This window comes from Paucilactobacillus suebicus DSM 5007 = KCTC 3549 (genome assembly GCF_001434475.1).
Classification (GTDB): Bacteria; Bacillota; Bacilli; order Lactobacillales; family Lactobacillaceae; genus Paucilactobacillus; species Paucilactobacillus suebicus.
In genome coordinates, this window is the sequence record NZ_AZGF01000046.1 from 1 (window position 1) to 15,797 (window position 15,797).

Below are 15,797 nucleotides of genomic sequence, written 5' to 3' on the forward strand. Positions count from 1 at the left end.
AATCTATCAGTACCAAATATTGTAGAACCACTCTTTATGATAATGTTGATTGCCCGATTGGGTGGTCGGCATTTTTTTAATGGGTGAATTAAAATGGTTGAATGTATCATAAAAATATTTTCGCATCATATTGTGTAGATGAGTAACCTATGATTTGATCTGTAAAGATAAATAGATTCGATTTAGCAACGAAAACACCAAAATGAATGTCACGAAGTTAAGCAAATATGGGTAGTTTGTTCACGATAAATGCTTAAAATGAGCAAAAATCTAATAAAATATGCTCAAATTTATGCTTGATTTTGAGTAATTCACTAACTTTTATTACAAAAGTACAACTTAAGGTGGACTTTTACTACTTTTAAAAATTAGAGCATATAAAAACCGTCTAATCGCAACGTGAGGGCATTGAACGGACTTTATTAATTCTATGAACCGTACTGTAGTGTGTAAAAATACGCTTTTTTTATTACAAAGAACACAAAAACCGGTTTAAAAGAAAAGCCAGTGTCACACAGCTGTAACATTGATCTTGTAACCTAATAACCGTTGATGCAAGACAAGTAACTAACGATAAACAAAAAAGGATGGTTTATTAATTTATGAATTTGAAAAAGAACTCAGTTAAACTTCTCGCTGCTACATTAGGCGCAGCCACTTTAGGATTTGTTGGCGTTACTGCAACAGCACATGCCGACTCAATCTACACTGTTAAGTCAGGCGATACACTTTCAGAAATTTCTTACGAATATACAAATACAATTGATAATGTTAATTCATTAGCTAAAAAGAACAACATCTCTGATGTAAACGTGATCTACGTTGGTCAGAAGCTTTATCTTAGCAACAATGGTTCAGTAACTTCAGCTACTTCAGAACAAGTTGCTACTACACCAGCTGCTAGCTCAGTAACTTCAGCTGCTTCATCAGCTGTTGCCAGCTCAGCAACTTCATCAAGTGCCTCAACTGTTGCAAGTTCAGCCGTAGCTAGCTCAGCTGCTTCTTCAGCAACATCGACTGCTACTTCAACTGCAGCAAGTTCAGCTGCTTCATCACAGGTAGCAAGTTCAGCAACTTCAACTGCACAATCATCATCAACAAGCACAGCTTCTTCAACAACGACAACTTCGACAACTAGTTCAACAAGTGGTTCTGAAGCTGCTGCAGAGGCCTGGATTGTTGCTCGTGAATCAGGTGGTTCATACACTGCATCAAACGGTAACTATTATGGTAAGTACCAATTGACTAAGTCAATGTTAAATGGTGATCTCTCAGCTGCTAACCAAGATAAGGTTGCTAATGCCTATGTAGCAAGTCGTTACGGTTCATGGGTAAATGCTAAGGCATTCTGGGAAGCAAACGGCTGGTACTAAGATTTAGTCCACTAAAAAATTAAACAAAGTGCAAAAGGACCCTATTATCTAGGATCTGTTTTGCAGTCTATGTCGATTATCTGACTTTAATGGGTAATCGGCATTTTTTTGTTTTCAAGTCTAATGTGTAATAAACTAGTATGGTTGCACAGAATAATTATGAATAGGATGGTCAATTTTTATGGTGTCAAATAATAATCAACAGGCGGTGCATTCTAAACGTTGGATGGTTATGCTAGCGGTCTTTATTGCTACATTCATGACCTCAGTAGAAGTCACAATTGTGACCACAGCGTTGCCGTCAATCATTAGCGAATTGCACGGACTAGCTTATCAAAGCTGGATTATGAGTGCGTATTTGCTAACTACGGCGATTACGACACCAATTTATGGAAAACTGGCCGATTCCATTGGTCGAAAGAGAGTGTTCCAATGGGGCGTGATCATGTTTACGCTGGGTTCACTGTTCAGTGGACTGTCAGCCAATATTTATCTATTAATTGTTTCACGTGCGTTGCAGGGAATTGGAGCTGGTGCAGTGCTGCCACTGACTTTTACAATTATTGCCGATTACTACAGTTTTGAAGAACGAGCACGCATCTTGGCACTTAACAACACAGCGTGGGGCCTGTCGGATTTGATCGGACCAGCCTTGGGAGGATTCTTAGTTGATACTTTATCGTGGCACTGGGTGTTCTTTGTTAATGTGCCCTTAGGATTGATTGTTTCCGGATTAATTTGGTTTAGTTATCATGAACAAAAAAAGCAGTCTGAAAAATTAGCACTCGATAGACAAGGTATTATCTTTTTGAGTTTAACAATGATTGGTGTACTGATGACAGTTCAAAATTTAGATTCAAACATCTGGATTTCTGCTGTTTTACTTTTGGTGACGCTGTGTTGCCTAGCTATGTTAGTCAGAACTGAAAAACGGGTTAATAATCCACTAATTTCACCCAAATTGTTTAGCAATGCATCATTTAGCGTTCAAATTGTGACGACTGCTTTATTGAGTGGCGTTTTAATGGGATATCAGGTTTATTTTCCAATTTGGCTACAATCGATTTATCGGATGCCAGCAACAGAAGCAGGTCTAGTTGTTAGCTCGAGTTCGATTATGTGGCTAGTGATGGCGTTCATGGTTGGTGGTGTGATTTCCAGGTTCGTTCCTAAGCATGTCACGATACTAGTGGCGTTGATTTTAATTGCTTTTTACGCAGTTTTGATTTTCGCAGGTCTCGATTTTCCATCGTGGATGTTCTATGTGATCGCAGCGGTTAATGGTGGGACTATTGGGCTGGTCATCAGCATGAATACTGTTTTGAGTCAGCATTTCGTTGACCAATCAATGATTGGATCAGCGACATCGTTACTGACGCTTGGTCAATCTTTGGGTCAAACGATCATGACGGGGGTATTTGGTGCCGTACTGAACATTGTCATTGCTAACAAACGTGGCTCAATTTCGATGGCCTCGATCAATCAGGCAATTAGTTCTGGTCAAGGAACAGTGACTACTAATAAGGCTGCGATTAATAACATTATTTTGCAGGGAATGCATGGTGTCTTCATAGCGGTGGTAGTGTTAATTTTACTGGTATTGATAGTTAATATCCTAGATCCAAATAAAAAAAAGGTACTTTAAAATTAAATATATCAGAATATAAAAAAGCGAGAATTTCAACTTCGAAATTCTCGCTTTTTTAATTACTAATTTGTATGTAAGTCCCTCACCAGTAGTCGTTAGTGAGGGTGGCACACATGTCACGCAGACATGGTGCAGGATGCGTGAATTAATCACGCGGGCAGACTTTTAAGGCCTGCCAGGTTTGGCACCATGAAAGGTATTATAGCATATCTAGGTTTGCATTGAAAATTTCATAAAGCTATTTTTCTTGAGCACTTAACAACATAATAATTAGCGTCAATATGAACCTAATGGACTTTAATAAATATATTTCAAATAATTGTTAACAATCATAACTATACGCCTATAATTGATAATGATTAATAAATTATTGGGGATGTAATTATGAAAAAAATTATGATGGTTGGCATTTCATTGATAGCGTTACTATCATTAACAGCATGTGGTACTTCATCAAGTGGTAAAAATCGTAGTTCATCTAACATTAAATCAGCGTCAAATAAAAATTCTTTCGTTTTTAAATCTGGCACATTGAAGACACCAGATGAAACTATAAAAATCATAAATGTCTCAACAACCACTCCTTCATTAACAGATAAAAATAGTGATGGACATGTTGCCGTGATTAAGTATAATTTTACAAACAAAACAAATCATAAAGTTGAGCCGGAGGCCGCTTTTTTAGATCGCTTTAATGTTGACCAAGTATACGGCAATAAATCTAATTCCCTGTCTGTTACTGAAGTATCAGCTAATGACCAATTTGATAATTTACATCAAACAGCAATGAAAAAAGTGGTAAAAAATAAAACAGTTCATTGTGTTGCTTTATATGACCTCACAAAACCGAATTTTAACACATTGAAGATTGTGGCAAATAATGCAGAACAGAATGCTATTGGTCACAAAAATTATAAACTAAAATATAATGAAAGCACTGGAGAGTCATCAAGTGCGACACAAACTAGTTCTTCAAGTTCATCAAGTACCAACACCACCAGTGCAAATGTTACTAATAAATCAAGTAATACCTCACAACAAGCTGATCCAACAAATCCTGATACTTGGAATTTACCGTATAAAGGTTACTCATCATACAACGCTTATTGTGAAGCAAATAATGGTGATCCTAACGTACAAGCACAAACTGCTTCAATGCAAAATCAGTGGGCAATTCAAAACGGATATGAAAATCCAGATGGAACAGATACTGCAAAGGGTCGTGCCGCAGATAGTGAAGTTAACTCTAATGCAGACCCCAATGACGCAGGCGATCCAAATGATGGCAGTTATTAACTAGTAGTTTAAGGTAGCTTGATCAAATTTTATAGTAAAGACAGTATTCTTACGAATATAAGAGTATTGTCAGTATTTTTAATAATATCTGCTCAAACTTTAAGTACAGTTCTTCTAGATATTGACTAGTCCTTGTGACTAGTTTTTTTTAATTATTTCGTATTCTTTGTCAAAGTTTTCAGTTGAATCTGAAACCAGCTTAACAGTTTTTGTGATAATAAAAATCCTATCAGCTCAGTAGATTGTAATTAAAATAATTATGTTATGAGTGTATTGAACATAACAACAAAAAAACAGCCGTCCACTAAACTTTGGCAAGTTTGGATAGCTGTTAAAAGTATCTAACAAGGCCAACCGTCTTAAACGGTAAGACCAAGGGGATGTACTTACAATGCATCCCCTTTTAATATATACATAATATCATGAATTGCCAAAATATTGAACCTTTTTGGTCTAAAGCACTCATAATAAATCAATTTATATTACATTTCCATATATGTTTAACGATGTTTAGCATAAGTTTCAATAAATGATTGACAAAACTCTCAGAACCCGTTAATATGTCAATATTATTAGAAAACAGTTAGAGGATGAGTAGGAAATTAATCATCGCAAAGAGAAACGTCGGCTGGTGTGAGGCGTAGGTGACAATTTCTGAACATGGTCTTCTTCAAAATGGGATGTCTGAATAGTTAAGACATCATGGGTGCGCCCATTATCGCGCCAGGGTATGATAGGTACCTATGGAGGAAATATCTGTGAGGATATTTCGAATTTAAGGTGGTAACACGAATAATCGTCCTTACTTTCGCTTCGGCGGAAGTGGGGACTTTTTTTATTTCAAAAAGGAGGCAGAAAACATGCGTGAACGAAGAATATTTTACTTACATATGAACAAGATTGCGACCGCCAGTTTTCTGCTTGGAGATGGTCTTGGAGACGAAGCCATGTTAATTTTCGGGTTGTAGTACGCAGATAGATTTTGCCCCGTGTTTATTAATAACGACGGGCTAACTGTAGGTTTTACAAACAAGGAGATTAACACATGAAAACAACTGTTGTCGGCTACCCAAGAATTGGTAGTCATCGTGAACTTAAATTCGCAATTCAAAAATACTTTAAAAACACCATCAGCGCTGAAGAGCTAGCACATACCGCTTCGGAACTTCGTCATGCTAATTGGCAGACGTTAAGTAATGCTGGAATTGATGAAATCCCATCAGGTGATTTTTCTTACTACGATTTAACTCTTGATACGGCAGCTTTGCTGAACATCGTACCAAAGCGTTATCGTGAATTAAACTTATCATCACTTGATGAATACTTTGCACAAGCCCGTGGCTATCAAGGCGAGAACGGTGATGTGAAAGCATTAAGTATGAAGAAATGGTTCAATACTAACTATCACTATTTAGTGACAGAATTTGATGACGATACAGATGTTAAATTGGTCGGCAGCAAGATTTTTGATGAATATCAAGAAGCAAAGGATGCCGGTTACCAGACTCGTCCAACGATTATTGGACCTTACACATTGATTAAAAACGGTCGTTTCACTGGCCAGAAGCAAGGAACAGATTTTGCTGCTGCTTTGACTGCAGCCTATGAGGATGTGTTGGCTAAGCTAGCTGATCAAGGTGCAGAATGGATTCAAATCGATGAACCCGCACTTGTAAAGGATCAGACTGCAGCCGATTTGGACCTGTTTGAAGCAATTTACGGTCCGTTGTTGAATGCTAAACACGGATTAAAAGTTTTGCTACAGACATACTTTGGTGATGTTCGTGACAGTTATGATGTATTAACCAGCCTTGACTTTGATGGCATTGGCTTAGACTTTATTGAGGGAGCTGAGACTCTCGATATTATCAAGCAACACGGTTTTCCAGCCGATAAAATTTTATACGCCGGTGTAATCAACGGTAAAAACATATGGAAGGCACACTACCAAGACAAACTCAATTTAATTAATCAAATTACTGATGTAGCTGATCAAGTAGCATTAAGTACTTCGTGTTCGTTGTTACACGTGCCATACACTTTGGCCAATGAACCTCAATTAGATGAAAAATACAAAAAATACTTAGCATTTGCCGAAGAAAAACTATCAGAATTAGTTGACTTAAAGAAAATTTTGGCCGGTGACACAGCGTTGCTTGATGCTAATGAGACACTCTTTAATACCCCACGTTATGTTGAAAACGAGGCAATTACAAAGCAGGTCGCTTCTCTGAAGGAAAGTGATTTTCACCGTCAGCCTTCATTTGAAGAACGTGCTAAGATTCAAAAAGAAGAATTTAATTTACCAAAATTACCAACAACAACGATCGGCTCATTTCCACAAACTCGTGAAGTTAAGCGTAATCGTGCCAAGTTTAAGAAGGGCGAGATTACTAAAGAACAATACGATCAGTTCAATAAGGATCAGATCAAAGAATGCATTGAATTCCAAGAAAAAATTGGCATTGATGTACTTGTTCATGGTGAATTCGAACGCAACGACATGGTGGAATACTTCGGTGAAAAATTGGACGGTTTCCTGTTCACTAGCAATGCATGGGTTCAATCATATGGAACTCGTTGCGTTAAACCACCAATAATCTGGGGGGATGTCAGCCGCAATCAACCAATTACCGTGGCAGAATCAGTTTATGCCCAAAGCCTAACCGATAAACCAGTTAAGGGGATGTTAACTGGACCAGTGACTATTTTGAACTGGTCGTTCCCACGTGAAGATTTGCCACTGAAGGAATCAACTTACCAAATTGCTTTGGCCATTCAAGCAGAAGTGCTGGATCTTGAAAAACATGGAATTAAAATCATCCAGATTGATGAAGCCGCATTGCGTGAGAACTTGCCGCTACGTCAATCAGATTGGTACAGCAAGTACCTTGACTGGGCAATTCCAGCTTTCCGTTTGGTACACAGCAAGGTTGAACCATCCACTCAGATTCATACACATATGTGCTACAGTGAATTTGGAGACATCATTGACGCAATCGACGACATGGATGCCGATGTTATTTCATTTGAAGCTTCACGTGCTGATCTGACATTGCTGGATACGTTGCAAGAAGACAAATTTAAGACTCATGTAGGCCCCGGTGTGTATGACATTCACTCACCACGGGTTCCTTCTGAAGACGAAATTAAGACAACAATTGAAAAGATTGTTAACAAGATTCCGCTCGACAATATTTGGATTAATCCGGATTGTGGTTTGAAGACCCGGGGCAATAAAGAAACCACACCTAGTTTGATTCACTTAGTTGACGCGACCAAAGAAGTTCGTCGTGAGTTAGCTTATGAAAACTAGTGAATGTTTCAAAAACCAACGCCCCGTTTTATCGTTTGAAGTCTTTCCACCGCGCGCTAACGCTTCAGAAAAAGCACTAGACCGGTTTTACCATACATTAGATATTTTGGCGGATTTAAAGCCAGCATATATCAGCGTTACTTATGGAGCCGGTGGTAGTAACAATCAATCAAGTACGCTTGCTTTAGTGAAGTACATTCGTGACCATTATGGTATTGAGGCGGTGCCCCATATTCCGGCAGTTAAGTTTACAAAAGAGACTGTGAATGATTTTTTGGGTGAATTAAAGGCCAGTCATATTGATAATGTCTTAGCGCTGCGTGGTGATTTACCTGAACATGATGATGGACAACGGGATTTTCAGTACGCTAGTGATCTTGTTAAATATATAAAATCAGTGGGCGATTTTAATGTTTTAGCAGCATGCTATCCCGATGTTCATCCAGAGGCTGCTGATGCAGTCAAAGATATTCAGAATTTAAAGACCAAGGTTGATGCTGGAGTGTCCCAATTGGTCACTCAATTGTTCTTCGAAAATGAACATTTTTACCACTTCACTGAACGTTGTGAACTGGCCGGCATTAACGTACCAATTCAGGCCGGCATCATGTCGGTCATCAATGAACGACAGATTAAAAACATGGCTACCATGTGCGGTGTTGGCCTACCGGATAAGTTTGCGAAGATGATGAGTCGTTACCACGACAATCCAATTGCGATGCGCGATGCGGGAATAGCGTATGCGGTTGATCAAATGGTTGATTTGTTAGCACACGATGTGGATGGCATCCACCTCTACACGATGGATAATCCGATTGTGGCTCAACGAATCTGCGATGCGGTTAAAACATTGGTTTAGTGAACATGTTGGAGGAGAAATATGAGAATTGAGAAAAATCTGCGAGCTTTGGTATTACTGGGAGTATTGATCGCTCTGCAGACAATTTTGGGAAGTTTGTTAACGGTTCAGTTTTTAATCACCAAGATTACATTTTCGTTTATCATTACTGCAATCATCGCCAGACGGTTTAATCCAGTGACAACTGCGGCGGCATGTGCGGTATCGAATGTGTTGGGGATGATCCTGTTTCCAAAGTACGAATTTTTTATCGGGTTTGTGATAACAGCAGCGTTGACGGGAATTATATTTAGTTTGTTTTTCTATCAACAAAAAATTACACTTTTTAAAATCATCACGGCTTCACTAATCGTTTCAGTATTTTGCAACCTAGGTCTAAATAGTCTATGGCTTCATATTATGTATGGCACATCGTGGGCAGCACTGCTTTCAGTCAGGGTACCGCAAGAAATTATCACTGTTGTACTATACGTGGTAGTGATTGCGGCGGTATTTAGAGTGAAGGTTGTGGATAGGCTGATGACAAGCATATAGAGAGTGGAACAAGCACGGTTTGAGGCTGGTGTATAAGGACGCTATGGACATTAATTATCGGTTTATGACAATTGGTGGCCATAGCGTCCTTATACGTTAAGCCTCAGTGCTTGAGTAACTCGTTTCAGCAAAAAAACAAAAAGTTCTCCAAAACTTGATCCACGTCAATTTTATTCACAAGAAATCCTCATATACTATAAACAATCAATAACAACTAACCCGAAAGTATTTCCTGGGTTATGTCTATACGAAATGGAGGAGTTACTTATGAGTAAAAAAGCAGTACTACAATTAGACACATTAACATGCCCGTCATGTATGACGAAAATTGAAAAAGCAGTGTCGGGACAACCAAGTGTCGAGAACGTTAAGGTGCTATTCAATGCTGGTAAAGTCAAAGCAGATTTTGATGATTCAACTGTATCTGCAGATCAACTAGCAACCGTAGTGACCAAACTGGGTTATGAAGTCAAAAATGTTAAGGTGAAGGAGGCTTAGACATGGCAACCATTGACGATTTATATGATGAAGAGGTCAAGCAAGCAGATATTGATCACCATACGCCCACAGCTGGTGCAATGACGAGTCACATATTAGCCAACTTACATGTTAACGAAATCAAGCTACACCAAACTTTGTGGTTTATTAAGGGAATTAACTCAGTATCGGTTAAGCATTTTTATGAGTCCTTAATAGATGAAACACGTTCTAATTTTGATGAATTAGGTAAATTGTTACTAGATGAAAATGAGTTACCACCTTCGACAACTGAAGAATATAGGAATTACACAATGCTTGAGGAGGATGGTCGAAATAAATATCGCTCACAAGAAGAGTTAATTGATATTACAGTTCATGACTATGCAACACAGAATATGTTTATCGACCGTGCGATCGCATTGTCACAAAAAGAAATTCGTCCGGTATTGGCACAGTTTTTAACAACACTTCGTGGTAATAACAATCATACTATTCAAACTCTACAAGCAATGTTGGGTAAGTCAGCCTGGGATGGACTGATCGAAAAGGATGAGGATGATTAGTGGTTTGGTGTAGCTAGGGATGGTTACGATTTTTATATATTAGGCTGCTTAATTTAGTATTCGAAAGATTACGAGAATAACAAAATGCTGATAAAAGAGGTATTAACACTGGTCGTTTTTTAACGTGCTGCGCTTAGTACCTCTTTTTTTAGAGATGTTTTTGGCTCTGAAACGTGCTTATCTGTCGCAAATGCCTAACGTCTAAGAAAGCTCCGCGAATCAATTACCTAAAACCCGATAATTAATCCGCAGAGCTTCCTTAGACCACGACGTTTAAACGCGACAGAACGCACTCTAATTAACCTGAAACGTGGCTTATCTGTCACAGATGCCTAAAGGATAAGAAGACTATGTAATTCAATTGCCAAAAACCAGCAATCAATCCACATAGTCTTCTTATCCCACGGCATCTAAGCGTGCCAGAACGCATTCTGACTATTCGTCCATTAATTGGATTCCCAATACCGTTAAATGACTGTTTTCAATCAATTGAATCATAAAATGGGCCAGATGATCCGGTCTAAATTCCTTATCCTCTTTTAGCCACCAGTTTAAGGTTCCCATTAAAGTTGATGTGATATATGAAAAGATAAATTCGTTTGGTACAACTTTGCCATTTTGTTCAATTTTTAAATTAGTGAGGAATTCTGAGGTGGTATCGCTAAGCATTTGTTGGAGACGCTGCATTAGTTCAACTCTTTTGCTACCATCGCAAATTAGGTAGAATAGCTCTTTTTGTTGCTCTAAATTTTCGAAAACCTCAGTTAGCGTTTTTTCTAGTGTTGCCAGATGTAGTTCGTTGTCCCCAACGAAAATATCGGCCTTTGTAAAAATTTCAAATGATTGCATGACTGTATCAAATATTTGATCGTATAAATCTTGTTTGTCTCTGAAGTGGGCGTAGAAAGTAGCCCTGTTAATCATAGCTTCATCAGCAATTTGTTGGACTGTGATTCGGTCAATGCCATACTCGTTTACTAGTCTGACAAATGCATCGAAAATCATTTTTCTTGTGCGGACGACTCTTAAATCTTGCGTTTTCGGCATAATAATAGATTCCTCTTTTTAATAAAATAAATGCGCTACCATTATTATAATAACAACAAATTTCGAAGCTTTCCAACACATTTTGTAAAAGTATCGTTTATTTAACAAAATGTATGATACTGCTGATTGCAGTTTTTTAGAACCTAGGTTAGACTGATTATAAATTAGCAGACAACTTGTCGGTTATTCAACAGATTGTTGGCTAACCTGAAAAAATAATCTTTTTGAAATGGTTATAGAAAAGTGGGGAGAGATTAGATGAAGACACAACAACTGTACGGTGGAATTGATGTTGGGTCAACTACCGTCAAACTAGTCATCATGAACGATGAGAATGAGACACTTTTTTCTCGATACGAACGGCATTTTTCCGATGTTAAGGCAGCCAGTGAACGTATTATTAAAGAGGCGGAAGCCGAATTAGGTTCTGATCAGGCTATTTCATTTACAATTACCGGATCTGGGGGGATCGGATTAGCCAATTTATTGAAGCTTAAGTTTATTCAAGAAGTGATTGCATGTACTAAGACCGTTGAAACACTGATTCCACAAACGGACGTCAGTATCGAACTCGGTGGTGAAGATGCTAAGATCACTTTCTTTGGCGCATCACTCGAACAACGAATGAACGGTAGTTGTGCCGGTGGGACTGGCGCATTTATTGACCAAATGGCAACGTTACTAAAGACGGATGCCAGTGGTTTGAATGAATTAGCTAAAGACTACGACACCCTTTATCCAATCGCATCACGTTGTGGTGTGTTTGCTAAGACTGATGTGCAACCATTAATTAACGGATGGTGCACGAAAAGAAGATATTGCGGCAAGCATTTTTCAAGCCGTTGTTAACCAAACCATCTCCGGTTTAGCTGCCGGACATAAAATTAAGGGGAATGTTGCGTTCTTGGGTGGGCCACTTTACTTTATGGACCAGCTACGAGTACGTTTCATTGAAACCTTACACTTGACCGATGAACAAGTGGTCTTCCCAGAAGATCCACAATTGTTTGTGGCTAAGGGTGCTGCATTATACGCCCATGACCAACAACAAAGTTCACTAGGTGCATTGCTTGATTTGCTTGAAAATGGGGATGATTCTGGCATGAAACCAGCTCATTCACTTGAACCATTATTCAAGGATGATGAAGAATTAGCACAATTCCGTCAACGTCACTCAGAAGCACGAGTTGATGAACGTGATTTAGCTAGTTATCGTGGTGTTGCCTACCTAGGAATTGATGCCGGATCAACAACCACAAAAATTGCCTTAATGAGTGAAGATAACAAATTACTGTATACCTATTATGATAGTAACGATGGTGATCCACTAGCAAAGACTAAGCAAATGCTTAAGGATCTGGATAAGCACATGCCAGAGGGCGTTACTATTGGTAAAGCGACCGTTACTGGTTATGGGGAACATCTGATCAAGAACGCTTTGAAGGTCGATGTTGGTGAAGTTGAAACTGTGGCTCACTACAAGGCGGCTCACTATTTCCAACCAAATGTTGACTTTATTCTTGATATTGGTGGCCAAGATATGAAAGCCATGACTATCAAAAACGATGCCCTATCGACCATTAAGTTGAACGAAGCTTGTTCGTCGGGGTGTGGCTCATTCCTTGAAACCTTTGCTTCATCACTGAAGTACAACATTCGTGATTTTGCACAGTCAGCTTTATTAGCCAAGAATCCATCTGATTTAGGCTCACGTTGTAATGTCTTTATGAACTCAAAAGTTAAGCAAGTTCAAAAGGAAGGTGCCACAATTGGCGATATCGCCGCTGGTTTGTCGATGTCAATCATCAAGAATGCACTCTATAAAGTTATTAAAATTAAGCGCCCAGAAGATTTGGGTGAAAACATTGTCTGCCAAGGTGGGACTTTCTACAACGAAGCCGTTTTAAGGGCATTTGAAAAGATTTCGGGTCGTAAAGTTATTCGTCCTAACATTGCAGGCTTGATGGGTGCCTATGGTGCCGCTCTCATTTCGAAGGAGAACTATGAAGAAGGCGACGTTACAACACTTCTCAAACCAGCAGAAATGGATAATTTAAAGGCAACCAAGGAATACATGCACTGTGGTGGTTGTGAAAACAACTGTGCCTTGACCATTACCATTTTTAACGACGGCCGTCGCTTTGTTACCGGTAACCGTTGTGAACGTGGTGAAGAACGTGGCTTGAAGCTACGGACTCACAAGGATAATGGTAAGATCAATTTAGTTGATGAAAAGTACAAGCTATTATTCAGCTACCGTCCATTACGTAAGAAGCTTGCTACTCGTGGCACGATTGGGATGCCTCGGGTTCTGAATATGTACGAAAACTATCCACTATGGCAGACATTCTTCCGAAATATTGGTATCCGCGCTGAACTTTCACATAAGGGTAGCAAAGAACAATATGAAAAAGGGATGGAAACTATTCCGAGTGATACTGTTTGTTTCCCAGCTAAGCAAGTCCATGGTCATATTCAAAACTTAATTGAAAAAGGCTACAAGACGATTTTCTATCCAGCTGTTGTGTACGAAATTCAAGAAAACGATGACGCACAGAACCACTTTAACTGCCCAATCGTTCAGGCTTATCCTGATGTTATCAAAAATAATGTTGATGAGATTCGTGATGGCCTAGTTGATTACCGTGATCCATATCTTAACTTGGGTGATCACGAGTCAACAGCTAAGAATCTGTACGAATGCTTTAAAGATTTTGGCGTTAGTCAAAAAGAAGTTACAGATGCACTAGAAGCTGGATACAAGGAACTTGAAAACTTCAAGTTAAAGATTCGTAACCGTGGTGAAGATACTTTAATGATGCTGCATGATACTGGTGAAAAAGCAGTTGTCTTGGCAGGTCGTCCATACCACTTGGATCCACAAATTAACCACGGGATTTCTCAAATCATTACGACAGAAGGATTCCATGTATTAACAGAAGATTCAATTGCACACATGGGTGATGTTAAGGGACTGCGGGTTGTCAACCAGTGGGTTTACCATTCACGTCTTTATGCGGCAGCTCGAATTGCGGCAAAGAATCCAAATCTAGAATTTGTTCAACTGAATTCATTCGGATGTGGGTTGGATGCGATCGATACCGATCAAATTGAAGAAATCATGAATCAGTACAACCGAATTTACACCTGCTTGAAGATTGATGAAGGAACCAACATGGGAGCTATCCGGATTAGGTTGCGTTCACTGAAGGCCGCCGTTTCAGAACGTAGGAAGCGGAAGATTTTACCAGTCAAGCAATTCGATGATCCAGAGCCAGTTAACTTCACTAAGGATATGAAGAAAGAAGGCTACACGCTTCTGATGCCAATGATGTCACCAATTCACCAGCATGGATTGGTTGACGTGGCATTGCAATCATCTGGTTACAATGTTGTTAACTTACCAATGAAAGATCGTTCAGCTGTCGATTTTGGTCAGAAATTTGTTAACAACGATGCGTGCTACCCAGCCATTATTTCTATTGGCCAAATGGTAGAAGCATTGCAAAGTGGCAAGTACGATCTTGATAAGACTGCTGTCATGATGACGCAAACTGGTGGTGGGTGTCGTGCAACTAACTATATTCCATTAATCAGAAAAGCTTTGAAGGATGCAGGATTCCCACAAGTACCAGTAGTTTCAATGTCGATGGGTAATCAGGGTGTTGAAGAGACACCAGGATTTAAGTTGACTTTGCCATTGGTTAAACGGGTCGCATTGGCATTCCTTTATGGTGATTTGTTTGAAAAGGTTGTCTACAGAACTCGTCCTTACGAAACAGAACCAGGGATGATTGATAAGATGCACGACAACTGGCTTAAACTGGTTCAACCAAGTATCCGAAAGGGTAGTTTCAGTGAATTTAAGAAGAACGTTGCTGAAATTGTTGAAGACTTTGATACTGTTCCTCTTAATGAGACTCCAAAGCCTAAGGTTGGTCTGGTAGGTGAAATCTTGGTTAAGTATTCACCAATTGCTAACAACGATTTGGTTCACTTGCTTGAAAAAGAGGGTGCCGAGGCTGTTGTTCCTGACATCGTTGGGTTCATGAACTACTCACTTTACAACCAGATTTACAAGTACAAGGAATTCGGTGCTTCAAAGAAGGCAGAAGTCTTTGCACAAATGGCAATGAAGGTAATCAAGTGGTGTGAACAACCAATGCAAAAGGCGTTGACATCATCGAAACGCTTTGAAGGTAGTGAAGCAATTGAAGAATTAGCTGGGGATGCAAGCAAGATCTTGTCACTTGGTAACCAAACTGGTGAAGGATGGTTCTTAACTGGTGAAATGATTGAACTTCTGAAGAGCGGTGTACCGAATATCATCTGTATGCAACCATTTGGCTGCTTACCAAACCACATTGTTGGTAAGGGGATGGTCAAGGAACTACGTCGTCGCTTCCCAGGTGCAAATATTGCACCAATCGACTACGATCCAGGTGCATCAATTGTTAACCAATTGAACCGAATCAGATTGATGTTGGCCACAGCTAACAAGAAGTTAAAAGAAGAATTAGCTAACGAAAACACAGTCACAGAAGAAACACCAAATATGAATCAACGTGTTGATAGAAGATTTAAGGCAGCTACGTACTCAAAAGAGTGATAAAAAGGGCGCTTTGACTCCATCATATAAGCACAAAAAACGGTTCTTCGTCAAGAAGTACTGATAGAAAAT

Annotated in this window: 9 protein-coding genes and 1 pseudogene; 9 read left to right on the top strand and 1 reads right to left on the bottom strand. The window is 39.2% G+C overall.

The window, feature by feature from the left end:
- Positions 1-602: 602 nt before the first annotated feature.
- From apf to FD16_RS11630, 8 genes are all read left to right on the top strand, one after another.
- On the top strand, positions 603-1,373 hold the full coding sequence (apf, locus tag FD16_RS11595) for an aggregation-promoting factor (RefSeq protein ID WP_010621205.1): 771 nt from the start codon (positions 603-605) through the stop codon (positions 1,371-1,373).
- A 181-nt stretch (positions 1,374-1,554) separates the two neighbouring features.
- Positions 1,555-3,018 carry an MFS transporter gene (locus FD16_RS11600; RefSeq protein ID WP_010621206.1) on the top strand — a complete coding sequence of 488 codons (1,464 nt, stop codon included), beginning with the start codon at positions 1,555-1,557 and terminating at the stop codon, positions 3,016-3,018.
- A 387-nt stretch (positions 3,019-3,405) separates the two neighbouring features.
- The gene (locus FD16_RS11605) at positions 3,406-4,317 is read left to right on the top strand and encodes a DUF5067 domain-containing protein (RefSeq protein ID WP_029508293.1); all 912 of its coding nucleotides are present in this window, start codon (positions 3,406-3,408) and stop codon (positions 4,315-4,317) included.
- Positions 4,318-5,362: 1,045 nt separating this feature from the next.
- Positions 5,363-7,633, top strand: coding sequence for a 5-methyltetrahydropteroyltriglutamate--homocysteine S-methyltransferase (gene metE, locus FD16_RS11610; RefSeq protein WP_010621207.1), 2,271 nt, complete (start codon positions 5,363-5,365; stop codon positions 7,631-7,633).
- Positions 7,623-8,492, top strand: a complete 870-nt coding sequence (gene metF / locus FD16_RS11615) for a methylenetetrahydrofolate reductase [NAD(P)H] (RefSeq protein ID WP_010621208.1) — start codon at positions 7,623-7,625, stop codon at positions 8,490-8,492. The genes metE and metF overlap by 11 nt, the downstream gene beginning before the upstream one ends.
- A gap of 21 nt (positions 8,493-8,513) precedes the next feature.
- Positions 8,514-9,026 carry a folate family ECF transporter S component gene (locus FD16_RS11620; protein ID WP_010621209.1) on the top strand — a complete coding sequence of 171 codons (513 nt, stop codon included), beginning with the start codon at positions 8,514-8,516 and terminating at the stop codon, positions 9,024-9,026.
- A 267-nt stretch (positions 9,027-9,293) separates the two neighbouring features.
- The gene (locus FD16_RS11625) at positions 9,294-9,524 is read left to right on the top strand and encodes a heavy-metal-associated domain-containing protein (RefSeq protein ID WP_010621210.1); all 231 of its coding nucleotides are present in this window, start codon (positions 9,294-9,296) and stop codon (positions 9,522-9,524) included.
- Positions 9,525-9,526: 2 nt separating this feature from the next.
- Positions 9,527-10,069 (top strand): ferritin-like domain-containing protein, encoded by a 543-nt coding sequence (locus tag FD16_RS11630; RefSeq protein ID WP_010621211.1) that lies wholly within the window; start codon positions 9,527-9,529, stop codon positions 10,067-10,069.
- A 435-nt stretch (positions 10,070-10,504) separates the two neighbouring features.
- On the opposite strand, the gene FD16_RS11635 is transcribed toward FD16_RS11630, so the two are convergent.
- Positions 10,505-11,116, bottom strand: coding sequence for a TetR/AcrR family transcriptional regulator (locus FD16_RS11635; protein ID WP_010621212.1), 612 nt, complete (start codon positions 11,114-11,116; stop codon positions 10,505-10,507).
- Positions 11,117-11,374: 258 nt separating this feature from the next.
- On the opposite strand from FD16_RS11635, the pseudogene FD16_RS11640 reads away from it, so the two are divergent.
- A pseudogene (locus tag FD16_RS11640) lies at positions 11,375-15,725 on the top strand (acyl-CoA dehydratase activase-related protein).
- The last annotated feature ends 72 nt before the right edge of the window (positions 15,726-15,797 follow it).